This is a genomic window from Flavobacterium sp. 21.1 (assembly GCF_057801535.1).
Genome location: NZ_JBYNXA010000004.1, coordinates 132,103 through 154,365 on the forward strand (window position 1 = coordinate 132,103; position 22,263 = coordinate 154,365).

General features: G+C 38.8%; 16 protein-coding genes. 9 read left to right on the plus strand and 7 right to left on the minus strand.

The annotated features are described in order from the left end of the window. Nucleotides 1-91: 91 nt before the first annotated feature. The 4 genes from AC3E9U_RS09970 to AC3E9U_RS09985 all read right to left on the minus strand — a co-directional run bounded on the left by AC3E9U_RS09970 (nucleotide 92) and on the right by AC3E9U_RS09985 (nucleotide 4,623). Nucleotides 92-2,119, minus strand: a complete 2,028-nt coding sequence (locus tag AC3E9U_RS09970; protein ID WP_488746772.1) for a M3 family metallopeptidase — start codon at nucleotides 2,117-2,119, stop codon at nucleotides 92-94. 174 nt (nucleotides 2,120-2,293) lie between these two features. Beyond that, a complete protein-coding gene (purE, locus tag AC3E9U_RS09975; RefSeq protein WP_488746773.1) occupies nucleotides 2,294-2,779 on the minus strand; it encodes a 5-(carboxyamino)imidazole ribonucleotide mutase in 486 nt (161 codons plus the stop codon). A gap of 76 nt (nucleotides 2,780-2,855) precedes the next feature. Then, a complete protein-coding gene (locus AC3E9U_RS09980) occupies nucleotides 2,856-4,013 on the minus strand; it encodes a 5-(carboxyamino)imidazole ribonucleotide synthase (RefSeq protein WP_488746774.1) in 1,158 nt (385 codons plus the stop codon). A gap of 73 nt (nucleotides 4,014-4,086) precedes the next feature. Next, the gene (locus AC3E9U_RS09985) at nucleotides 4,087-4,623 is read right to left on the minus strand and encodes a hypothetical protein (RefSeq protein ID WP_488746775.1); all 537 of its coding nucleotides are present in this window, start codon (nucleotides 4,621-4,623) and stop codon (nucleotides 4,087-4,089) included. 119 nt (nucleotides 4,624-4,742) lie between these two features. Here AC3E9U_RS09985 and AC3E9U_RS09990 point away from each other — a divergent pair, with 119 nt between their 5' ends. The 5 genes from AC3E9U_RS09990 to AC3E9U_RS10010 all read left to right on the plus strand — a co-directional run bounded on the left by AC3E9U_RS09990 (nucleotide 4,743) and on the right by AC3E9U_RS10010 (nucleotide 10,658). Beyond that, nucleotides 4,743-5,273: a phosphoribosyltransferase gene (locus tag AC3E9U_RS09990; protein WP_488746776.1), complete on the plus strand. Its 531-nt coding sequence runs from the start codon at nucleotides 4,743-4,745 to the stop codon at nucleotides 5,271-5,273. Between the two features lie 42 nt (nucleotides 5,274-5,315). Further along, nucleotides 5,316-5,888: an adenylate kinase gene (locus AC3E9U_RS09995; RefSeq protein WP_488746777.1), complete on the plus strand. Its 573-nt coding sequence runs from the start codon at nucleotides 5,316-5,318 to the stop codon at nucleotides 5,886-5,888. Nucleotides 5,889-5,953: 65 nt separating this feature from the next. Further along, nucleotides 5,954-7,183 carry a hemolysin family protein gene (locus AC3E9U_RS10000; protein ID WP_488747153.1) on the plus strand — a complete coding sequence of 410 codons (1,230 nt, stop codon included), beginning with the start codon at nucleotides 5,954-5,956 and terminating at the stop codon, nucleotides 7,181-7,183. A 165-nt stretch (nucleotides 7,184-7,348) separates the two neighbouring features. Continuing rightward, the gene (gene obgE, locus AC3E9U_RS10005) at nucleotides 7,349-8,359 is read left to right on the plus strand and encodes a GTPase ObgE (protein ID WP_488746778.1); all 1,011 of its coding nucleotides are present in this window, start codon (nucleotides 7,349-7,351) and stop codon (nucleotides 8,357-8,359) included. A 148-nt stretch (nucleotides 8,360-8,507) separates the two neighbouring features. Beyond that, on the plus strand, nucleotides 8,508-10,658 hold the full coding sequence (locus AC3E9U_RS10010; RefSeq protein ID WP_488746779.1) for a S46 family peptidase: 2,151 nt from the start codon (nucleotides 8,508-8,510) through the stop codon (nucleotides 10,656-10,658). Nucleotides 10,659-10,854: 196 nt separating this feature from the next. On the opposite strand, the gene AC3E9U_RS10015 is transcribed toward AC3E9U_RS10010, so the two are convergent. Further along, nucleotides 10,855-11,925, minus strand: a complete 1,071-nt coding sequence (locus AC3E9U_RS10015; RefSeq protein WP_488746780.1) for a carboxypeptidase-like regulatory domain-containing protein — start codon at nucleotides 11,923-11,925, stop codon at nucleotides 10,855-10,857. Nucleotides 11,926-11,928: 3 nt separating this feature from the next. After that, nucleotides 11,929-18,459 (minus strand): alpha-2-macroglobulin family protein, encoded by a 6,531-nt coding sequence (locus AC3E9U_RS10020; protein WP_488746781.1) that lies wholly within the window; start codon nucleotides 18,457-18,459, stop codon nucleotides 11,929-11,931. Between the two features lie 152 nt (nucleotides 18,460-18,611). Here AC3E9U_RS10020 and AC3E9U_RS10025 point away from each other — a divergent pair, with 152 nt between their 5' ends. From AC3E9U_RS10025 to AC3E9U_RS10035, 3 genes are read left to right on the plus strand one after another with little or no spacing between them, the layout of a single operon-like run. Beyond that, the gene (locus AC3E9U_RS10025) at nucleotides 18,612-19,295 is read left to right on the plus strand and encodes a tetratricopeptide repeat protein (RefSeq protein ID WP_488746782.1); all 684 of its coding nucleotides are present in this window, start codon (nucleotides 18,612-18,614) and stop codon (nucleotides 19,293-19,295) included. A 17-nt stretch (nucleotides 19,296-19,312) separates the two neighbouring features. Continuing rightward, nucleotides 19,313-20,668 carry a UDP-N-acetylmuramate--L-alanine ligase gene (locus tag AC3E9U_RS10030; protein ID WP_488746783.1) on the plus strand — a complete coding sequence of 452 codons (1,356 nt, stop codon included), beginning with the start codon at nucleotides 19,313-19,315 and terminating at the stop codon, nucleotides 20,666-20,668. Nucleotides 20,669-20,675: 7 nt separating this feature from the next. Further along, nucleotides 20,676-20,888: a hypothetical protein gene (locus AC3E9U_RS10035; protein ID WP_488746784.1), complete on the plus strand. Its 213-nt coding sequence runs from the start codon at nucleotides 20,676-20,678 to the stop codon at nucleotides 20,886-20,888. On the opposite strand, the gene AC3E9U_RS10040 is transcribed toward AC3E9U_RS10035, so the two are convergent. After that, nucleotides 20,881-21,468, minus strand: coding sequence for a DUF1287 domain-containing protein (locus AC3E9U_RS10040; protein WP_488746785.1), 588 nt, complete (start codon nucleotides 21,466-21,468; stop codon nucleotides 20,881-20,883). The genes AC3E9U_RS10035 and AC3E9U_RS10040 overlap by 8 nt on opposite strands. A gap of 49 nt (nucleotides 21,469-21,517) precedes the next feature. On the opposite strand from AC3E9U_RS10040, the gene radC reads away from it, so the two are divergent. Beyond that, complete coding sequence (gene radC / locus AC3E9U_RS10045; RefSeq protein ID WP_488746786.1) at nucleotides 21,518-22,210, plus strand: RadC family protein; 693 nt, start codon at nucleotides 21,518-21,520, stop codon at nucleotides 22,208-22,210. Nucleotides 22,211-22,263 lie beyond the last annotated feature (53 nt).

Sequence of the window (22,263 nt, forward strand, 5' to 3'; positions counted from 1 at the left end):
TGAAATGAGATTGCCGGTATTTTCCGGCGGTCTCATTTTTTTATGGACAAAAAAAACAGCAACCCGTTTTATTGAATTGCTGTTCGTGTTTTTAAATTAAACCCGCCCGTTTTAACAACGCTTCCGGTTTTGGTTCCTGTCCGCGGAATTTTTTGTATAAGGTCATCGGATGATCTGTACCTCCTTGAGAAAGGACATTATTTTTGAATTTATCGGCCACTTCTTTATTGAAGATTCCCTTTTCCTGGAAATAAGAAAAAGCATCCGCATCTAAAACTTCAGCCCATTTGTAGCTGTAGTAGCCTGATGAATATCCTCCTTGGAAAATATGGGAGAAGGAAACGCTCATACAGTTTTCAGCTACATCAGGATATAACGCTGTGTTTTCCATGGTTGTTTTTTCGAAGGCTTTTACGTCTTTAATATCGCTAGGATCTTTTCCGTGGAATGCCATGTCCAGCAATCCGAAACTTAATTGGCGCAAGGTTGCCATTCCTTCCAAAAAGCTTGCACTTTCCTTAATTTTATTTACATATTCCTGAGGAATGATTTCGCCGGTTTCATAGTGATGTGCAAATAAAGCCAATGCTTCCGGTTCGTAGCACCAGTTTTCCATTACCTGACTTGGCAATTCCACAAAATCCCAGTAAACAGATGTTCCTGATAAACTTGGATATGTTGTATTGGCTAACATGCCGTGTAAAGCATGTCCAAATTCGTGAAATAGGGTAGTCACTTCGTTAAAAGTCAGTAAAGATGGTTTTGTTTCAGTAGGTTTTGTGAAATTACATACTATGGAAACATGAGGCCTTTCGTTTACTCCCTCTTGTATAGATTGCGGTTTGAATGAGGTCATCCATGCACCGTTTCGTTTCCCTTTTCTCGGGAAGAAATCGGAGTAGAAGATGGCGACTAAATTTCCGTTGGTATCCGATACTTCAAACGTATGAACATCTTCATGATATTTGTCGATGTTGAATACTTCGGTAAATGTCAGTCCGAAAAGTTTATTGGCAATAGTGAAAGCACCATTCTGAACATTTTGAAGTTTGAAATAAGGTTTCAGTTTTTCATCGTCAAGGTTGAACAGCTCCTGTTTCAGTTTTTCAGAGTAATAAGAACCGTCCCATTTTTCCAGATGATTGATGTTGTCCAGCTTTTTTGCGAAATTCGTCAGCTGTTGGAATTCTCTTTCCGCAGCCGGTTTTGCCTTGTCAAGCAAATCGTTTAGGAAGGAATTTACTTTTTCAGGATTTTGAGCCATGCGCTCTTCCAATACGAAATTCGCATGGGTAGCATATCCCAACAGATTTGCTCTTTCATGACGCAGATTCGCAATTTTTAAAGCGTTTTCCTGATTATCATATTTGTTGTTCTGGAATGCTCTTTTGCCATAAGCGATGGAAATTTCCTTGCGAAGTTCACGGTTTTCAGCATAAGTTACAAATGGGAGGTAGCTCGGGATATCCAGTGTAAAAATCCAGCCTTCTTTTTTATGGCTTTTTGCTAAGGAATGAGCTGCTTCAGTAGTTCCTTCAGGTAAACCTTTTAAATCTTCTTCTTTAGTGATGTGCAATTGATAAGCATTGGTTTCAGCCAGTACATTTTCACCAAAAGTCAGTTTTAATTTTGCCAGTTCCGTGTCGATTTCACGAAGACGTGCTTTTTTATCTTCAGCTAAAAGCGCTCCGTTTCTCGAGAAGTTTTTATATTTTTTGTCCAAAAGCATAGCCTGTTCGGTATTCAGGTTCAGGCTGTCTTTTTGAGCATAAACTGATTTGATGCGTTCGAACAATGCTGTATTTAAAGTGATGTCGTTGCTTAATTCAGTCAGTTTAGGTGAAACTTCCTGAGCAATTTTCTGCATTTCGTCATTGGTCTCGGCCGAATTCAGATTGAAAAAAATACTGGTAATGCGATCCAATGTCTGACCGGAAAATTCCAATGCTTCGACTGTATTTTCAAATGATGGTTCCTCAGTATTACTTACGATGCTATCTATTTCAGCACGAGTCATTTGGATGCTTTCTGTAATAGCCGGCACATAATCTCCTATCTTAATATGAGAGAAAGGTGCAGTATTATGTGGGGTTAAGAATTTTGTTGTTAAAATTTGCATGATTTATTTGTTGTTTGTCGGTAAAAAGTGTATTTTTGTCGAGCAAGATTTTGATATCGAATTTATTAAAACCCTTTTTGCTCCAAACAAAAAGTACAATAAACACCGGCTAATTTTAACCCATTAGTCTGTGGACCCCGAAAAAAGTCCCAGCCACAGGGGCTTTTTTCACTTTTACTTACTAAGGTTTTCCGAAGCTTTTAGTACGGCTTGTTTCAATCCTTCTTTGTATTCGATCATTTTATCCAGTACCACTTTATCGTGACTTCCGATGATTTGAGCTGCTAATATCCCGGCATTTTTTGCTCCGTTTAAAGCAACAGTAGCTACAGGAACACCTCCGGGCATCTGTAAAATAGATAAAACGCTGTCCCAACCATCAATCGAATTACTGGATTTTACCGGAACACCAATCACGGGAAGCGGGCTCATCGAGGCAACCATTCCAGGCAAATGTGCGGCCCCACCGGCACCGGCAATAATTACTGAAATACCTCTTGTGTGTGCATTTTTGCTGAAATCGAAAAGTTTTTCAGGTGTCCTGTGTGCCGAAACGATGTCGACTTCGGTTTCGATGTTAAAACTTTTTAATATGTCGATGGCTTCCTGCATTACCGGCATGTCGGAAACACTTCCCATTACGATGGCTACTTTACTCATTGTTGTTTGGTTATTTGGTTATTTGTTTTCTGCAATCTGCTTCTGATGACGATCGGGAGTGTGTTCTGATCGCTGACTACTGAGTACTGATCACTCTTATACTGTTTTTAACTTCCTCTGCAATTCGTCTTGCTTCGGTCATGTTCTCGTTCACGATGGTCACGTGGCCCATTTTTCGGAACGGACGGGTTTCTTTTTTTCCGTAGATATGTGGAGTTACTCCGTCAATTGCCATGATTTTTTCAATGTTCTCGTAAACGACAGGACCTGAAAAACCTTCGGCTCCTACTAAATTTACCATAATTCCGGCTACTTTACTGTCGGTATTTCCAAGCGGTAAATCCAGAATCGCACGGATATGTTGTTCGAATTGAGAAGTGTAACTTCCTTCGATGCTGTAATGGCCTGAATTATGCGGTCGCGGTGCCACTTCGTTTACTAAGATCTGATCATCTTCCGTCTGGAACATTTCCACTGCTAAAAGTCCGATGTGATTAAAGGCTTCGGAAACTTTTAAAGCAACATTTCGTGCTTTTTCCGAAACTTTTTCGTCGATACGGGCCGGACAGATTACATATTCCACCTGATTGGCTTCGGGATGGAATTCCATTTCCACTACCGGATACGTCTTGATTTCTCCTGAAACATTGCGGGAAACGATTACTGCCAATTCATTTTTAAACGGAACCATTTGTTCTGCAATGCATTCCACTTCAGGTAATTCGGTTAAATCCTGAGCCGTACGAACTATTTTTACTCCGTTCCCATCATAGCCAAACTGGGCACATTTCCATACAAACGGGAATCCCCATTGTCCGTTGCTTACCGCATTTTTCAATCCGTCTAAATCTGTAAAACGTTGGTGAGGCGATGTCGGGATGTTGTTTTCCGCGTAAAAATCCTTTTGACGACCTTTATTTTGGATCATTCGCAGGGTTTTTGGTGAAGGAAATACTTTTTTCCCTTCTGCTTCCAAAGTATCTAAAGCATCAAGGTTTACATTTTCGATTTCAATGGTCAGTACATCCACCGATTTACCAAATTCGTAAACGATATCATAATCCATTAAACTGCCCAGAAAAAATTTTGTAGCTCCAAATTGACAAGGCGCTTCTTTGCTGGAGTCTAAAACGTAAGTTTGAATGTCAAATTTGCGGGTTTCGGCCAATAGCATTTTGCCTAATTGTCCTCCGCCAAGGATTCCCAGTTTAAAATCGGAAGAAAAATAATTCATTGTAGTGGTGTTGTGTAAGATGCAAAGATAGTGTTTTTGAAAAAAAAGGAAAAAAAAACCAATAGGTTTGCTGCTATTGGGTTTTTTTAGTTAAAATCTCTCTTGCGGCAGCTTTGTAGCCTGCAGACTGGTAAGCGTAATCCCTGCTAATAATATCTTTTACTTCCTCTGCAATCCAAGGTTCTTTCTTGCCAAAATGGTGTAGGGTTTTCATGGCGTAGACTTTGCAGGCTACCCGTTCATCCCGGATCAGCCAATCCAAACAAATTTCAACCAGTTTTTCGTGTTGAGGTTCGGATAGCTTTATTTTTTTGGAAGTGCCTAAAAAGTAAGCTACACGCGACATGCCTCTAATGGCGGAATCGTTTTTATAGCTGGAAATCGTCTGACAGATCGCATCAATAAACGGAAGCAATATTTCGGTTTGATGTTCGGCAAGCATTTCGATAATCCAAACCCCTTTATGATGATTTTTATTGTTAAGGTCGATGCCAAAAGCGATTAGTTCTTCCAGAAGAGACGGTCGTTGTAGTACAAAATCCCGCATTCGGTTGCGGTTTTCGGTACCGGCGTTAATCTTGCTCAATTGCTCGGAGAAGGTTATATTCATTTCGGGTTTTCTTATCGGTACTAAAGTAAAGGAAAAAGACGGATTAACAATTCATACCTTATAATTCTCAACTCATTCCTAAAAATAATTATCTTTGCCAATTATTTTCTGATATAAAAATGGAAATTCAACTTCACGACAAGCGATTTGTCCCTTTTATTTCTGCAGAAGAACTGGATTGGGCAATCGGACGGATGGCTGACCAGGTTGCAGTCGAATTAGGCAATGAGATCCCTGTATTCATAGGTGTTTTGAATGGTTCGTTTATGGTGGTTTCAGATTTTATGAAACATTATAAAAAGCCGTGTGAGGTCAGTTTTGTGAAAATGGCTTCGTATGACGGAATGCAAACCACGCATGAGGTGAAACAGCTTATCGGTTTGAATCAGGATCTGTCCGGAAGAACGGTCGTGGTGATCGAGGATATCGTTGATACCGGAAATACGGTCGAAGAACTGCATGCCATTTTCGCTACTAAGAATCTGAAGCAGTTAAAATTCGCAACTTTGTTTTTGAAGCCGGAAGCGTATAAAAAAGATATTAAAATTGATTATATTGGTATTGAAATAGAGAATCGATTTATTGTCGGCTTTGGTTTGGACTACGACGGTTTGGGAAGAAACCTGCCGGAAGTATATCAGCTGAAATAAAAAGATAAAAAACAACATAACTACAAACTAGAATTTTTTAAAATGATCAACATTGTTTTGTTCGGTAAACCGGGCGCAGGAAAAGGAACACAGGCAGAGTTTTTAAAAGAAAAATACAACTTAACACACCTTTCCACCGGAGATATTTTTCGTTATAACATGAAAAACGATACGGCTTTAGGAAAAGAAGCTAAAGGATATATTGATAACGGAGAGTTGGTTCCGGACAGCGTAACCATCAAAATGTTACAGGACGAAGTGGAGAAAAACATGGATTCCAAAGGGTTTTTGTTTGACGGTTTCCCAAGAACTATTCCTCAGGCCAATGCTTTAGATGCGTTTTTAAAAACCAAAAACTGGGAAGTTACTGCCACTATCGCTCTTGAAGCGGACGATGATATTTTGGTGGAGCGTATTTTGGAAAGAGGAAAAACTTCCGGAAGAATTGACGATCAGGATGCGGAAAAAATCCGTAACCGATATGAAGAATACAATGAAAAAACGGCTCCTTTAATGGATTTTTACAGAGAGCAGAATAAATTTCATGCCGTAAACGGTATTGGGTCTATTGCAGAAATAACAGAGCGATTGAGCAATGTAATAGACAGGTTGTAACCTAAAACACAAACATGGAAATACTCATAATTTTCTTTTTAATACTACTTAACGGTGTTTTTTCGATGTCAGAGATCGCATTGATTTCGGCAAGAAAGAACCGTCTCGAATTAGCGGCAAAAAAAGGAAATTCCAGCGCGAAAACTGCTTTGGAATTAGCAAATTCGCCAAACAAATTTTTATCCACGGTACAGATCGGGATTACCTTGATCGGAATTCTAACAGGTATTTACAGTGGTGAAAAAATTACCGATAATGTCAAACTTTTTTTAGAAGGTTTTGAAATACTACGACCGTATTCGCCAAGCCTTTCGGTTGGAATAGTGGTTGTGGTTTTGACTTATTTTTCTTTGGTTCTGGGTGAGTTGTTGCCTAAACGAATCGGTCTGAATTATCCGGAAACCATTGCTAAAGCAGTGGCAGTTCCCATGAAAGCCGTTTCCATTGTTACTATGCCTTTTATCTGGTTGTTGACTGTTTCCACCGATTTTGTGCTGGACGTTTTCAAAATAAAACCAACGGCAGACGGAAAAGTAACCGAAGAAGAAATTAAGGCGATCATTAAAGAAGGTACCGAAGTTGGAGAAGTGCAGGAAATTGAACAGGACATTGTGGAGCGTGTGTTTCACATTGGTGACCGAAAAGTGAATTCCCTGATGACACACAGAATGTCGGTCATCTATCTTTCCCTGGATGAAACCATGCAGGAACTGAAGGAAAAAGTATTGGATGAATTGCATTCGGTATATCCGGTTTGTGTGGAGAATCTGGACGAAGTAGTCGGAGTGGTTTTGCTGAAAGACCTCTTCGCAAGCTTTGAAAAAGGAGAATTTGATTTAAAAGCAATTACCAAAGAACCGGTATATCTAATTGAGCATACTTCAGCTTATAAAGCGCTGGAGAATTTTAAGAAATCCAAAGTACATTACGCTTTGGTAACCGACGAATACGGAATCTGCCAGGGAATTATCACGTTAAATGACATTCTGGAAGCACTGGTCGGGGATGCCGCCGAATTTTACGAGGAGGAATTCCAGCTGATTGCCCGCGAAGACGGAACGTGGTTGGTTGACGGACATTATTCGTTACACGATTTTCTGACCTTTTTCGATTTAGATGATCAAATCAACGACTACGATGTAACAACGGTAAGCGGTCTGATTATGACGGAATTGACGTATATTCCAAAAGTAGGTGAAAAACTGATTTGGAATAAAATGGAGTTGGAAGTGATCGATATGGATGGTGTGAAGATCGATAAAGTTTTGGTTCGCGTTTTAAAAGACAGTGAGTAATTCGCTTACTTGAGAGGTAGAGAATTTAAAATTTTGTTAGCTGTAGATAAGCTTTAATAGAAGGAAGAAGAAATGACAGAAGATTTGAAATTAAAAGGAGCACAGCCAGTGGCTGTCAGGTAGTTTTAAACTTTTGTAAGCTAATTAATAAGAAGGGGAGAAGAAATGACAGAAGGGAACTTCGTAGATTACGTAAAAATATATGTTGCTTCCGGTAAAGGAGGTAAAGGTTCTACGCATTTACATAGAGAAAAATTTATCGAAAAAGGCGGACCCGACGGAGGTGACGGAGGTCGCGGCGGACACGTATATCTGGTTGGAAATAAAGGTTTGTGGACCTTGTTTCACCTGAAATTCGCACGTCACATCAAAGCCGGTCACGGAGGAGACGGTGGAAGTGCGCGCAGTACCGGAGCCGACGGAGAAGATAGATACATCGAAGTGCCTTTGGGAACTGTAGTTCGCGATAAGGAAACCGATGAGATTTTGTTCGAAATCACCGAGCATGAGGAAAAACGAATTCTGGTAAAAGGAGGTAAAGGTGGTTTAGGAAACTGGCACTTCAGAAGCGCTACGAACCAAACACCAAGATATTCACAGCCTGGAATGCCATCTGAAGAAATGGATGTGGTTTTGGAATTGAAAGTATTGGCCGATGTTGGATTGGTAGGATTTCCGAATGCGGGAAAATCGACTTTATTATCTGTATTGACATCCGCAAAACCAAAAATCGCTGATTATCCGTTTACAACGCTGAAACCAAATTTAGGGATTGTTGCCTACCGCGATTTCCAGTCGTTCGTAATTGCCGATATTCCGGGAATTATTGAAGGTGCTGCGGAAGGAAAAGGATTGGGTCACTATTTCCTTCGTCATATCGAACGAAATTCAACCTTGTTGTTTTTAGTGCCGGCAGATGCTCCGGACATTAAAAAGGAATACGATATTTTACTGGATGAGTTACGTCGCTATAATCCGGAGATGTTGGATAAAGACCGTTTAGTGGTTATTTCAAAATCGGATATGCTTGATGATGAACTGAAAGCGGAAATGAAAAAACATTTGGATAAAGACTTTAAGGGAATTCCGTACATGTTTATTTCGTCTGTAGCACAACAGGGGCTTACAGAACTGAAAGACAAATTGTGGCAGATGCTAAATACAGAAACAGTATAAAAAATCAAGGCGCTCGAAAGAGCGCTTTTTTTATTTTGAAGACCGGTTATTTTGTTAAAATTTTCTTAACGAAAAATATTTCTAAACCATTATTTTCAGCTAATTACCAAAAAAAAGTATCTTCGCGTCACTAAAAATAAATTTAACTATGAAAAAATTACTTTTATCTCTTATCGCTGCAATTATGCTTGTTCCGGCAAGTGTAAAAGCGGATGAAGGAATGTGGTTTTTAATGTTCATCGAGCGTTTGAACCACCGAGATATGCAAAAAATGGGATTGCAGTTAACCGCTGAAGAAATCTACAGCATCAACCACCACAGTTTGAAAGATGCTATCGTTCAGTTCAACGGAGGTTGTACTGCGGAGGTAATCTCTAAAGACGGATTGGTATTAACCAACCACCACTGCGGATACGATGCAATCGCTGAATTATCTAGTGCTGAAAAAAATCACCTTAAAAATGGTTTCTGGGCAAACAGCAGAGCGGAAGAATTAAAACCTTCAAGCTTATATGTTCGTTTCTTCGTTCGTATGGACGACTGTACAAAGAGAATTTTAGCAGTTGTAAACGATAAGATGACAGAAGCTGAGCGTGAAAAAGCGATCAACGCTGAAATCGCTAAAATCGAAAAAGAGAACAACGACGGGGGAAAATACACTGTGTCAGTACGTCCGTTTTTCCAAGGAAATGAGTACTACTACTTCGTATACCAGGATTATAAAGACGTTCGTTTAGTAGGTACACCACCAGAAAGTTTAGGTAAATTCGGTGGAGACACAGACAACTGGGAATGGCCTCGTCACACTGCGGATTTCTCAATGTTCCGTATTTACGGTGATGCTAACGGAAATCCTGCTGAATATTCAAAAGCCAACGTGCCTTTAAAACCTAAACATTATTTACCGGTAAACATCGGAGGTGTTAAAGAGAACGATTTCGCTATGATCTTAGGATATCCGGGTAGAACTAACCGTTGGATGCCGGCTTCAGGAATCGATCAAAACGTAAAATATGCTTATCCTGCTTGGGTTGAAGGATCTAAAACAGGTATGGATGCTATGAAAAAATACATGGATCAGAGCGATGCTTTGAACTTAGTGTATGCTTCAAAATATGCTGGAGTAGCTAACTACTGGAAAAACCGTCAGGGTATGATCGATGCGTTGAGCAAATTCGGAACTGCTAAAACCAAAGCAGCTCAAGAAGCTAAATTCGACAAATGGGCTAACAAAGCTGAAAACAAAGCAAAATACGGAAACGTAGTAGCTACGATCAACAACTTCTACAAGTTGACAAATGATAAATCACGTCATGACAATTACTTAATGACGCTTTTCAGAACAAGTGCTTACGGTACTATTTCAAGAAGTTTAGGTAAACAATTGGAGAACTACGCTAAAGCTGACGCTGCAAAACGTGAGCAAATGGCACCGGCTATCATCGAAATGGCTGACGAATTCTTCAAAGAAGTTCACATTCCTGCAGAGAAAGATATCTTAGCAGCTGAATTGAAATTATACGCTACAAAATCAACTGGATACGCAATTGCTCCTGCTGTTGCGGAATTAGGAAAAACAAACAACAACGATTTCTCTAAATACGTTAACGCTGCTTTTGATTTAAGTATCCTTTCTTCAAAAGACAGAATCAAAGCGTTCTTGGATGCGCCAAGCGAAGCGTTGATTACAAACGATCCATTGGTGAAATTGTCTAATGATTTATTGAACCACTATAACTCTAAATCAGATGAGATCGCAAAAGCACAAAACGATTACGGAGCAGCTTTCCGTAAATTGGTGGAAGGTTTACGCGAGTCTAAAATCGGAACAATCAAATATCCGGATGCAAACTCAACTTTACGTTTAACTTACGGAAAAGTGCGTTCATTGCCTGCAGACAAACGCAACGAAGCTACAATCAACAACTACACTACGTTAGCTGGTCAGGTGAAAAAATACAAAAAAGGTGATCACGAATTCGATTTACCTTCAAAAGTATTGGAAATGAACAAAAACAAAGATTACGGTCGTTATGCAGACAAAGACGGAACGTTACACGTTAACTTCTTAACTGACAACGATATTACTGGTGGTAACTCAGGATCTCCGGTACTAAACGGAAAAGGTGAGCTAATCGGTATCGCATTCGACGGAAACATCGAAGCTATGGCGGGTGACGTTATCTTTGATACTAAATTACAAAGAACGATCAACTGTGACATTCGTTACGTATTGTGGGTGATTGAGAACTTCTCAGGAGCGAAACATGTGGTAGATGAAATGACTATCGTGAAATAATAATCCTTAGTTAAAGGGATTTAAATCCGGATGCAGCAATGTATCCGGATTTTTTTTTTGGAGCGATTGGTTCGGGCTTTTTTGGATACATCATTAACTTCGTTGAATCTTCGATTTCCCGTGTTCCGCTTTACAAGGTGCCGCTCCACCCGGGGCTGAAAGAGAGTGGTCTTTTGTGTTGGGAAAGTTTCGGGTTTTATTCCGCAGGCTGATAATCAAACGGAAGCATTTCACCCATTTTCTGCCAACCCATGTAGCCAAAGTTGGCAAGGCTCTCCGGATCCGAATAATTACCGTTCGCGTAAATTTCGATGGGCTTGTCAATGAGTTGCTTCAGTTGTGAGCATTGTAGTTTTTTAGGATCTTCGAAGGGGCGATGCACTGAAAGGTAGTCAGTAAAATAAAAATATTTTTTGCTGTCTCTTTCAAAAACTAATTGGTGTACTTTACAATCTGCTTCTTCAAATATGTTTTTATATTCTAACGGTAAATGCCGAATTTCTTCCTTTTTAAATTTTCGAACGCTGAACCCTTCCTTTTCCATGTTTCCCTCATAAAGACTCCTTATGAAATGCATGGTGGAGCCTTTGTAGCATTTTAATCTTGTCTTGGCGACTTTTTTCGGATCAAGTTTTTTTTCTGCAACAATATCCTTAAAAAAGGGATAGCCAAAATAGGTTGTAAGCTGCTGATTAGGCTCTTGTGAAATAACTTTGTTTTCAAAATAAGCCAGTTCGTAGGAAATTTGATAACCGGTTTTTTTGTTGATCATTTGGATGGGCTCGTCCGCCGAAACAATCAGTAGGGTATTGTCGGAGTTCATCTCAAACTGAAGCACGTCCGGATTCAGTATTTTTGTGTTTTCAGCAACCGTTCCAAAACCGATGAATCCAAGGCGAAAAATTTCCATGTATCTGGCACGATCTTTTGGAGAGATTTTCTTAATGACAACCTCCTTAAGATTATTAACTGTCGGCGTAACCAGGATCGTGTTGGATTTGGTGGCATCAGCAAGGGATGCAGCAGGAACCAATACGCTTTCATAGCCCACATAACTGATGATTACCTCATTTTGGTTCTCGTACAGTGTAAAAGAAAAGTATCCTTTGTCATCCGTGGCGCCACCGTTTGTGGTGTTAGGTGCAAAAATGGATGCACCTTCCAGAGGTTGCTGTGTGTTTTTATCTTTTATGAAACCGGAGATTTTCGTTTGGGAAAACACAATAGTTCCTAAAAGTGAAAAGGCCAAAAGAAGAATGTTTTTCATAAATTATTCTTTTACTGAAACCCTAATGCCTTTGCTGTGACTTGAAAATTCGGGAGCATACATGCTCTGAATCGTAGTGATGCCATTTGAAAAATCCCCTTTGTTGTTTACGCGGACATCATACTCCAAAACATAGGTGCCTTTGTTGATCCGGTCAAAAAAGAAATGCGTTGCAATGTCTTTTGTACTTTGATAATACGAAAGTCCGCTTTTCCAATGATGAGAAGAAATCACATCGACAGGTTCCAGACCGGCGGCTCTCATATCTTTCAGATGGACGTATTCCATAGTTTCCGTTGTTTTTATGATTAGTCGAACGGTAACCAGATCACCGATTTTTAGAGGATTACTTTGGGTAATGCGCTGAAGTAGTTTTCCATTGTCGGTGTTTTTGTTCAGGTACAGTTCTTTCGATACACTCATTACTCCGCCATTAGCTGTTTTGATGTTGTCAAGGTCTTCAAAATACTGCCAGAAATAACCACCATAACCGGGAACTTTTGATTTGTTTTCCACTGAAAGTTCGGCCATTTCCTTTTTGATTTCACCCGCTTTCCAGCTCATTTTGATGTAACCGGTTTCGGCTTCTTTTTCAGTTTCAGACATTTTTTTGGATGAGATCTTTTCAGTTCCAAGTTTAATAATGGTATTGTCTTTTACGGACAGCCAATCGGTCCCCTGCAATAATAAGGCATAAACAGCTTCCGTTGTTGATTTGGTTGAAGGCCAGTTCGTGCTTTGACGACTTTTTAACAACCATACTTTCATGGCATCTACAGCTTTCGTGTCACTGTTAATGTCAGCAAAAGCTTCAATCAGTAATGCCTGTGTCTCAATTGGAGCCTGATACCAATACCAACCCGATTTGTTTTCTATCCAGTACATTCCAATGTCTTCATTGTTGGACGAAGTTTCCTTGAAATGGGTAAGAATTTCTTTTGCGGTTTTGGTATCTCCATAACGATGAAGTACCAATGCAACCATTCCTTTTTCATATAACGAATAGGTTAGCCAGTTTTTTCGGCACAGTTCCATATAGATTTCAACCGTTTTTTTAACCGATTCCGAAAGCGGATATTGTTCCAGATAAAAGCTTCGGGCGTACAGATAGTGCAATTCTGAGTAAGGGTTAAGCCAGCTTATTTTTGAAGGTTCTTTCAGGTTTTCAGTTCTTTTCCTGTGATTCTCCATGAATTTTGAATCCATGAAAGGAACCGCGGATTTAGAAATTTCTTCGAATTTTTCTGTAATCTCCGAACTGACTTTCAGCCTTTCTAAATGACCAAGCCCGGCCATTATGTGATTCGTGATATAACTGCTTTCTTCCATCCCGTTAAACCACGGAAATCCTCCGGAAACCCCTTGCTTTGATTTCAGTTTTTGAAATGTTTCCGACAATGAGGTTTTCATCTTGTTTAGGTCGAGGAGTAAAGCCAGATTCTTTTTCTTTTCCTCATCCGATTTAGCATCCATCAGCCATGGAGTCTCCGCTAGAATTACCGATTTAAGTTCTTCGTTCTGGTCCAATTTAGAAATTGATTTTCCGTCTTTTTTCCAGTCTTCAAAGACAGCGGCCAATTTAGGATTGCTGTTGATAATGGTCGTGGCAAGCGCATTTCCGTACAAACGAGCAAACGTCTGTTCGGCACATTCGTGTTCGTATTCCAGTAAATAAGGCAAAGACTGAATCGCAATCCAGGTCGGATTTGAAGTGTATTCCAGCGTGAGTAAATGATTTCTGAGAGTGGAGGAAGTGTTGGTTTTCATGTTCTCGAACACATATTTTTTGGTGCTTCCTTCACGTACCCATATCGGAATGCTTTCCGTTACCAGCATCGAGTTGGTTACCACCGGAATTATATTTTCTTCACCGTCACTGAAATTACCCGCTTTGGCTAATACTTTATACTGAATACCCTGTATTTCCTCCGGAATTACAATTCTCCAGGTTACGACGGAATTTCCTCTGGCGACAATGGTAAAGTTTTTAGTGTTGTCCTTATTCAGGAGTTTTGTATCAATCGGCTCCATGGTCGCGGCGTCGAAAAGTTGTAAAACTGCAATTCCGGTTTTTGCTTCATAGGATAGATTGGCTACTTTTACCGAAACGAAAACAGTATCCTTTTCACGCAGAAACCGTGGAAAATTCGGAGTAAGCATCAAATCTTTTTGGGTAACGATTGTGTTTTCAAAATATCCCGAAGCTCCGCTTTTATTGTGCGCCAAAAGCCTTAATTTCCATTGTGTAAGCGCTTCCGGAGACGTAAATGAAAATTTGACTTTTCCTTCTTTGTCAGTTTTTAGATGCGGATAGAAGAAAGCAGTTTCGTTAAGGTTTTTCCTTGCTTGTACCTGAGTCACCTCTTCAAGTGATTTTTTTGTTGTAACAATAAGAACGCCGTTCACACCGGCATCACCGTAAAGAGCCGCTCCTTGAGCTCCCTTCAGAATTGTCGTCGAAATTACGTCAGAAGCACTGATTTTGGTTAAGGCATTTGCATCACTAATCACACCATCAATGACCACTAATGCCTGATTGTTACCGCTTATGGATCTGGAGCCTCTAAGAACGATTCGGGTAGTTGAATTTACACCGTTATTTGTAGTGTTAATTTGTAAACCCGCTACTTTACCTTCTAATGCCTGAACAATGTTCGGATTAGCAGCCTGTGTTAATTCTTTTGCTCTTACCACTTGATTAGAAGATGTAACCTGATCCTGCCGTTTTTTAAGACCGACAGAAGTCACAACTACATTTTCAAGTTGCTTACTTTCAGGATAAAGTGCCACATTGTGTACTCTGGAATTAATTTTTAAACTGGCGTCCTTCATTCCGATAAACGAAAACACAAGCTCTTCACCCTGTACGGCATTGATAATATAATCACCGTCCATGTCGGTCTGAGTTCCTCTCGTTGTTCCTTTAACAACTACTGATACACCCGGAAGCGGCAGACCACCTTCCGTTACTGTTCCTGTTATTGATTTTGAATTGGCAGGGACTTTAACTTTTCCGGTCTCGATTAATTTTTCATATTGTCTTTTTGCATAATAGTCGTTGGCATTTGAAAAGTTAAAGCCAAACCAGATTAGATTTGTTTCTTTCTCTGGGATGTCTTGATAATAATAGTTGCTGGGAAATCTTAAATTGCTGTAAATATATCCGAAACCAAGTGCTGTTTTTGAACTTCCGTAATTAAAATAGTCATTTCGGAAAGCTAAATTCTGCCAGTTTTTTAAGGTAAACTGATCCAAAGAACTGTCATACATCGAAGCCAGGACTTCTTTTTCATCAGTCTTGTTGCCAAGAATCTTGAAAGACCAATTTTCTTTGCTACCGGGTTCGATTTTGTTTCGGATACTTTCGCTTTCAAATAAGAGTTTTGAATTTTCTTCTAAAAAGGACACATTAAATTCTTTATTTTCGACGACGTTTTCAAAGACAGTTTGAAATTGGACGTTTATGGCATTTTTAAATGTTTTTTTGATTGGAATCTGAATGACAGCGTTTTGATTTTCCAATTGTATTTCTTTGGAATAGTAGTCCTTTCCATTGTAAAAGGCATTTGACGAAATATATAAATCAGCAAAATTGGAATTGATTTCCAGCTTTACAAAACCATCCTTCTTAGGATTAAGGTTTAGTTGTTTAATGGTAAACAGCTCGTCTGATTGTTTGTTTTTATCTCTTTTTTGAAACAATTTAAAACTGGAAGTGCTTTCCACGGGATTTCCGAGAGAATCTTTAGCCGAGAAAACAACTTTATAATTACCTGTTTTCCAATAGGAAAGAAAATCAAGGGAAATGATCTTATCTTTTTCGGTGTCTATCGTTTTAGTCAATAGGAGTTTTTCTCTGGGAGCATCGTCATTTTCATACCTTTCGTAAGGAAATAGCTGGCTAAATTCACTGTTCGAAATAGTTTTGATTTCAGGTTTTGGCCATCGTCTTTCTTTCCACTTATTATTAATAGGGGATACGGCATAAAATTTTAGTTGCCCTTTCACCGGTACAAATTCATCATTTAGATTCTTACTGTCTATTCTCATAACCGATTTTTTGTCTGTTTCGATTAGGAGCGGAATAAAGGTATTCAGATTCAGTGAATGATAACCAACTTTAACCGTTGTCTGATTGCTTCTGGTTTCGCCATTGATGTCAGTTATTGATACAGCGACATCATAATTAAAAATAGGCTGGGATGATTTTTCGAATTGATAACTTGGCTCAGCTGTAAATTCGATTGTGAAATTTCCTTCAGCGTCCGTTTTTGTCTCTCCTTCCTCAAGAGTAAGAGTCTCGCCTGGATAAGAATATCTGTAATTAGAAAACGAATTTCTGACAATTGTGTAAGTAACTTTTGCATCGGAAACAGCACTTCCCGCAAAAGCGCGTGCCTTTCCCTTGACAGTAACTGTTTGGTCTACAGTATACGTTTTTTTAATCGGATTGAAAGTAATTTCAAATTTAGGACGTTTGTATTCTTCTACCTGAAAAGTGATTTCAGGATCATCGTTCACGTTATCCCAAAATGGATGTTCGTCCTCTTTTTTATCATATAAAGGATCTTTTTCCAGGTCATCAGGTTCCTCAACGGTGATGGTGAACTCGCCGGTCAGTCCCGTTTTTGGAAGTAAGAATTCACCGGAGAAGGAGCCGAATTCGTTTGTTTTTACTTGTACTTCTTTGATTGTATTATTGTTAGTGTCCTCAAGTAGTAAAGTCATTGTCAGATTAGGAACAACTTCAGTTTGGTTGTTTTTCTGCCAAAGCGCAATTCCTTTATAATATACTGTTTGCCCTGGTCTGTAAATGGCACGATCAAGGTAAAATTCTATTTTAGGATCATTTATTTCCTCAGGATCAGCATAACTGTTATCGCGGAATTGTCCAATGTACCTTCTGCTTAGGAATAAAGAATCGTTTTCTTTGCTTATAGCAATTTCTTTATTGAAATAGGTGTTTTTTTCTGAAAATTTGACATCAACTTTTCCCACTTCGTTTGTGTATAAATTAACGTCATCAAATTGTATTTTTACATCTTCTATGGGAATTCCGGTTTTTCTGTCCAAGGCCTGAAAATAGACAGTATTGTCTTTGGTATGACTTAATAAAGTCAGGTTGGTGACAGTAAGCGTTTCATAATCGAAAACTTTTGTTTTCAGTGAATCATTTTTTTGTTCATTTTCTATATAGACCAAATAATGCCCGGTTTCCAACTGCGGTAAAACTATTTCGGTCGTGTAATCGAAATAATTCTTTTTATCTTCTAATTTATAGGTGGCTTTTTTTATCGGCGAACGCTTTTTCAAAAGTAGGTTAACAAGACTGTCTTTTTTTCCGCTCTTATCGTATTTGTCATCAATAAAATTCTGTTTTATCTTGTAAAATGAAAGCGTTATATTATCAATGTTTTTATAAGAGATATGTGCTCTGGCGTTTTCCTTGTTGTAAATATCTTTTAATAGCTGAATGTTGATTTCTTTATCAGTGATCTCATTTTTTGCATTTTTAGCTCTTTTGTAGGTTTCCGACCGACTTAGCGTTAAAATACTGTCGTAGGTTTTAAGAGCCAGCACATTATAATCCGGAAATTTCTCTTTTGAAGCGCTATGTTGATAAATTTGTGCCTTCTCATAAAGGACTTTCTGCAGGATTTCATTGTATAAGTGCTTTTTTTGGAACTCAGTCAGTACTTTTAAAAAGAATTTATTGTCCTGAAATAATTTGTTTTTACAAAATTGTAGTCTGTCGAATTGGAACTCCTGTTTGTTTTTAGAGGCTGTCTCAAGTTTCTGATACAAATTGAATATACGTTTTAAATTCGGATCTTTTATGAAGTCAAATGAAAATGTTGTAAAATCAGTTGAAGTATTGACGAATGAGCTTTTTTTTGTTTCGTATTCAATTGAATTAACGACACTGAAGTTAATTTTTGTTTTGTAATGCGATATGGCCTCCGAAGCAAGGAAATCATACAAGGAACGGTCTTTAAAATCTTCATATTTTATGAAACTGAAGATCAACTCATAGTTCAGCAACGGAGTCTGTTGCAAAACTTTCTCATTAATAATGGACTTTTCGTAAGCATTTGTTATTTCGGTTTCTAAAACAACAAGGGGCCATGTTCTGAAATCGGAATTGTATGTGCTGTCGATGGAGGTCAGCTTACTGATTTCGTAATGGTTTCTGTCTTTATGGCTTTCAAGACATTTGGCATAAATATATTGCAGAAGCGCTTGTGAAGGAAGACTTGTTTCGTTTATTTCTTTCTTCAGATTAGCAATGATTTTTGTCTGCGCATCCTCTTCCAGTACCTGAATAAATTTAGACGTATAGAAAAAAGTTTTTATAATTTCTGCCTCATTTCCTTTTCGTTTTGCTTTACTGTAGATTTTTTGAACTTCTTCGTTTGCGGATTTTGTTTTTCCTTCTTTTTCGAATTCAATGACCTTTTCCCATTTTCCATCGAAGTTTTGAGCAAATGAAAAGTTTGAAAAGACAAGTAACAGCAGTAAAAAATAATTTCTCATAATAAGGCTTTTATAGCTAAGAGACTTTTTTCAGACAAAAGGTTGGAATGATTTTTAAAAAAGTAAAAATAAAATTTTATTTACAGAATTATCGGGTTTCTATTTGAAAAGCCATTATGGTTTTTATGTTTTTATTTCGCTATTTTTGACCCATGAGGCAACTGTTACTTCTTTTATTATTTCCGTTTGTGCTCTGGTCGCAATCCGATTTCGAGAAAGGGGAATCTCTTTTTAAGCAGAAGAAATATACTGCTGCTTTGCCTTTTTTTCAGAATGCTTTGAAGCAAAATCCAAACGACTCCAAAACAACGGAATATCTTGGCGATATTGCCGGTTATCAGCAGCAATGGGATGTTGCCATCGGTTATTACAAAAAATTAAAACTTCAGTTTCCCAAAGTTGCCAATTACCAATACAAATTTGGAGGCGCGATGGCATTTAAAGCCAAAGCCGTTAGTAAATTCAAGGCTTTCGGAATGATAAGCGATATTGAGGAGGCTTTTGAAACTGCAGCGCGATTAGATAAAAAACATATTGAAACCCGCTGGGCTTTGGTCCTGTTTTACATTGAATTGCCCGGAATAGCTGGAGGTAGCGAAACGAAAGCCCAAAAATATGCCGATGAACTTCTGCAGTTGTCTAAGGTAGACGGTTATTTAGCGAAAGGCTATATCGACGTGTATTTTAAACGCTACAGCAAGGCGGAAAGTAATCTGAAAAAAGCATACGAAATTGGTCATTCGAAAACTACTTTCGAAAAGCTATATGACTTATATTTGAACAAATTAAAAGATGTTGAAAAAGCCAAAAAACTGAGAGCCGATTTCAACAGATAAAATACACGAATTTAAAGATGCGTACACATTTCATAGCGATTGGCGGAGCTGCCATGCACAATTTAGCCTTAGCCTTACACAATAAAGGGTATAAAGTAACCGGTAGCGATGATGCTATTTTTGAACCTTCAAAATCGAGATTGGAAAAGAAAGGTTTACTGCCTGCGGAAATGGGCTGGTTCCCGGAAAAAATCACTTCTGATATTGAGGCGGTTATCTTGGGAATGCACGCCAAATCCGACAACCCTGAATTGTTGAAAGCAAAAGAATTGGGCTTGAAAATCTACTCTTATCCTGAGTTTTTATACGAACAATCCAAAAACAAGACCAGAGTGGTTATTGGAGGTTCACACGGTAAGACGACGATTACATCGATGATTCTGCATGTGATGCATTACCACGGCATCAATGTGGATTATATGGTAGGTGCGCAATTGGAAGGTTTCGATACCATGGTGCATCTGACCGAAGAGAATGATTTTATCGTTTTGGAAGGGGATGAGTATCTGTCTTCTCCAATCGACCGAAGACCGAAATTTCATTTATACCAACCGAATATTGCTTTGATCAGCGGAATCGCATGGGATCATATCAATGTGTTTCCGACGTATGAGAATTATGTGGAGCAATTCGAAATTTTCATTCAGAAAATTACCAACGGCGGAATTTTAGTGTACAACGAAAACGATCCGGAAGTAAAACGCGTAGCGGAAGCATCGACTAATCCAATCCGAAAAATTGCCTACCATACACCGGAGTATACTGTTGAAAATGGCGTAACCTTGTTAGAAACTCCGGAAGGCCCAATGCCGATTGAAGTATTCGGGGCACATAACCTGAACAATTTAGCCGGAGCCAAATGGATTTGCCAGAACATGGGTGTAGACGAAGCGGATTTCTACGAAGCAATTGCGAGTTTTAAAGGAGCATCAAAGCGTCTGGAAAAAATTGCGGAAAGCAAAACCAAAGTGGCTTACAAAGACTTCGCACATTCGCCAAGTAAAGTAGCCGCGACGACTAAAGCCGTAAAAGAACAATATCCGAACCGAACCTTAGTGGCTTGTCTGGAATTACATACCTACAGCAGTTTGAACGCAGAATTTTTAAAAGAGTATGAAGGGGCTTTAAATAATGCCGATGTAGCGGTAGTATTCTATTCTCCGGATGCGGTGAAAATCAAACAACTGGAAGAAGTGACTTACGACCAAATCGCACAGGCTTTTAAACGCAACGATTTAATTATTTATACCAATCCGGAGGAATTCAAAAACTTTTTATTTAACCGTGATTTGGAGAATTCCGCCTTGCTATTAATGAGTTCCGGAAATTATGGCGGTTTGAATTTTGATGAAGTAAAAGCGTTGGTAAACTGATTTAATAATGGACATTTTAGAGGTATTAAGCGGAATTTGTGAACTTATAAATCTTCCTGCTTCAACTTCTTTTTTTTGGAACAAAATTGAAGTTTTCACTGATAAAGCAGAACACAAAGGGACCCGGATTATAGCTTTTTTAAGCTTCCTTATTATGTTGTTGTTTTGTATTGGCTTAGCAACATTTTTGGTATTTATATTTTATGGATTAGCTACTTAGAAAATCGGTAATGCCCAACGATTTTATAGGAAAACAAACAGTCTTCTAAAACCTGTCCCTCACCCACATTATGAACAATCATCGGTCGTTTTTCGTCCGGTGATTTTTTATTTGTAATAATTCCGATGTGAGGCAATTTGTCGTTGATCATCCAGGTAACCAATTCCCCGGTTTTGTAGTCTCTCGGATCTTGCGTTACTTTTAGTTTTTGTCCTTTACGGCCAAAGAAAACCTCCAGATTCGGAACTCGTCTGTGGTCAATATTGGTGTCCGGTTTCTTTAGGCCCCATTTTTTTAAGTTCGGATACAAAGTAAAATTAGCTTTCATGTCTTCATGAACCTCTTTCTGCAAATCGATCCCTAATTTTCGGTAGGCACGGATTACTACATCGGTACAAACGCCTTTGTTTTTAGGAACATCGCCTCCCGGATATTTTAAAGTGACATAACTCGGATCATAAGTCACTTTGTCTTTGGTTAGTGAAAGTGCTGCATCGGATAATCTTTGATAAAAGTTGGAATTGGAACTGTCGAAACTACCTAAAAGTAAGAAAAAGACTAAATATTGTAAAAGTTTCATATCTTCGTTTTTCTCTATAACGCCAAAAACAATTTTTTAAGTATATGCCATGGAAACAACAAATTTCTCGATAAAGTATTGGGCTGAAGACGATAAGCCTCGCGAAAAACTGATGCTTAAAGGTAAATCAGTGCTTAGTGATGCCGAATTGCTTGCCATTCTCATAGGTTCCGGGAGCCGAAATGAAAGCGCTGTTGAACTCTCTAAACGGATTCTGTCTGCTACGGATAACAATCTCAATTATCTCGGAAAATTATCGTTGAAGCAGTTAACAGCCTTTAAGGGAATCGGTGAGGCGAAAGCGATAACGATCATGGCGGCTATGGAATTGGGCAGACGCCGCAGAACTGAAGAAACTTTGGAGTTGAAAAAAATCACTTCCAGCAAAATGGTTTTTGAGATCATGCAGCCGATAGTAGGCGAACTGCCCCACGAGGAATTCTGGGTGTTGTATCTGAACAATTCCAATAAAGTGATTTACAAAACGCAAATCAGTAAAGGCGGGATTACGGGAACGGTGGTCGACACGCGGATTATCTATAAAACCGCTTTGGAACACAATGCGACTTCGATAATTTTAGTGCACAATCACCCTTCAGGTGCATTACAGGCTAGCGAAGCGGATAAACAGATCACCCAAAAACTCAAAGTGGCCGGCAAACACCTTGATATTCTTGTTTTGGATCATGTCATTGTAACCGAGAACAGCTATTTGAGTTTTGCAGATGAAGGAATTTTGTAAGATTTTTTAATTAAAATTTGTGTAGGAATTTTTTTATATTTTAATTTGTGGCG

What these genes read in the sequence shown, in the direction of transcription:
- radC (WP_488746786.1), top strand. Translation starts at nt 21,518, where the DNA reads ATGGAAACAACAAATTTCTCGATAAAGTATTGGGCTGAAGACGATAAG.
- AC3E9U_RS10025 (WP_488746782.1), top strand. Translation starts at nt 18,612, where the DNA reads ATGAGGCAACTGTTACTTCTTTTATTATTTCCGTTTGTGCTCTGGTCG.
- AC3E9U_RS10000 (WP_488747153.1), top strand. Translation starts at nt 5,954, where the DNA reads ATGTCAGAGATCGCATTGATTTCGGCAAGAAAGAACCGTCTCGAATTA.
- AC3E9U_RS10040 (WP_488746785.1), bottom strand. Translation starts at nt 21,468, where the DNA reads ATGAAACTTTTACAATATTTAGTCTTTTTCTTACTTTTAGGTAGTTTC.
- AC3E9U_RS10010 (WP_488746779.1), top strand. Translation starts at nt 8,508, where the DNA reads ATGAAAAAATTACTTTTATCTCTTATCGCTGCAATTATGCTTGTTCCG.
- obgE (WP_488746778.1), top strand. Translation starts at nt 7,349, where the DNA reads ATGACAGAAGGGAACTTCGTAGATTACGTAAAAATATATGTTGCTTCC.
- AC3E9U_RS09990 (WP_488746776.1), top strand. Translation starts at nt 4,743, where the DNA reads ATGGAAATTCAACTTCACGACAAGCGATTTGTCCCTTTTATTTCTGCA.
- AC3E9U_RS09980 (WP_488746774.1), bottom strand. Translation starts at nt 4,013, where the DNA reads ATGAATTATTTTTCTTCCGATTTTAAACTGGGAATCCTTGGCGGAGGA.
- purE (WP_488746773.1), bottom strand. Translation starts at nt 2,779, where the DNA reads ATGAGTAAAGTAGCCATCGTAATGGGAAGTGTTTCCGACATGCCGGTA.
- AC3E9U_RS10015 (WP_488746780.1), bottom strand. Translation starts at nt 11,925, where the DNA reads ATGAAAAACATTCTTCTTTTGGCCTTTTCACTTTTAGGAACTATTGTG.
- AC3E9U_RS09985 (WP_488746775.1), bottom strand. Translation starts at nt 4,623, where the DNA reads ATGAATATAACCTTCTCCGAGCAATTGAGCAAGATTAACGCCGGTACC.
- AC3E9U_RS09995 (WP_488746777.1), top strand. Translation starts at nt 5,316, where the DNA reads ATGATCAACATTGTTTTGTTCGGTAAACCGGGCGCAGGAAAAGGAACA.
- AC3E9U_RS10030 (WP_488746783.1), top strand. Translation starts at nt 19,313, where the DNA reads ATGCGTACACATTTCATAGCGATTGGCGGAGCTGCCATGCACAATTTA.
- AC3E9U_RS09970 (WP_488746772.1), bottom strand. Translation starts at nt 2,119, where the DNA reads ATGCAAATTTTAACAACAAAATTCTTAACCCCACATAATACTGCACCT.
- AC3E9U_RS10035 (WP_488746784.1), top strand. Translation starts at nt 20,676, where the DNA reads ATGGACATTTTAGAGGTATTAAGCGGAATTTGTGAACTTATAAATCTT.
- AC3E9U_RS10020 (WP_488746781.1), bottom strand. Translation starts at nt 18,459, where the DNA reads ATGAGAAATTATTTTTTACTGCTGTTACTTGTCTTTTCAAACTTTTCA.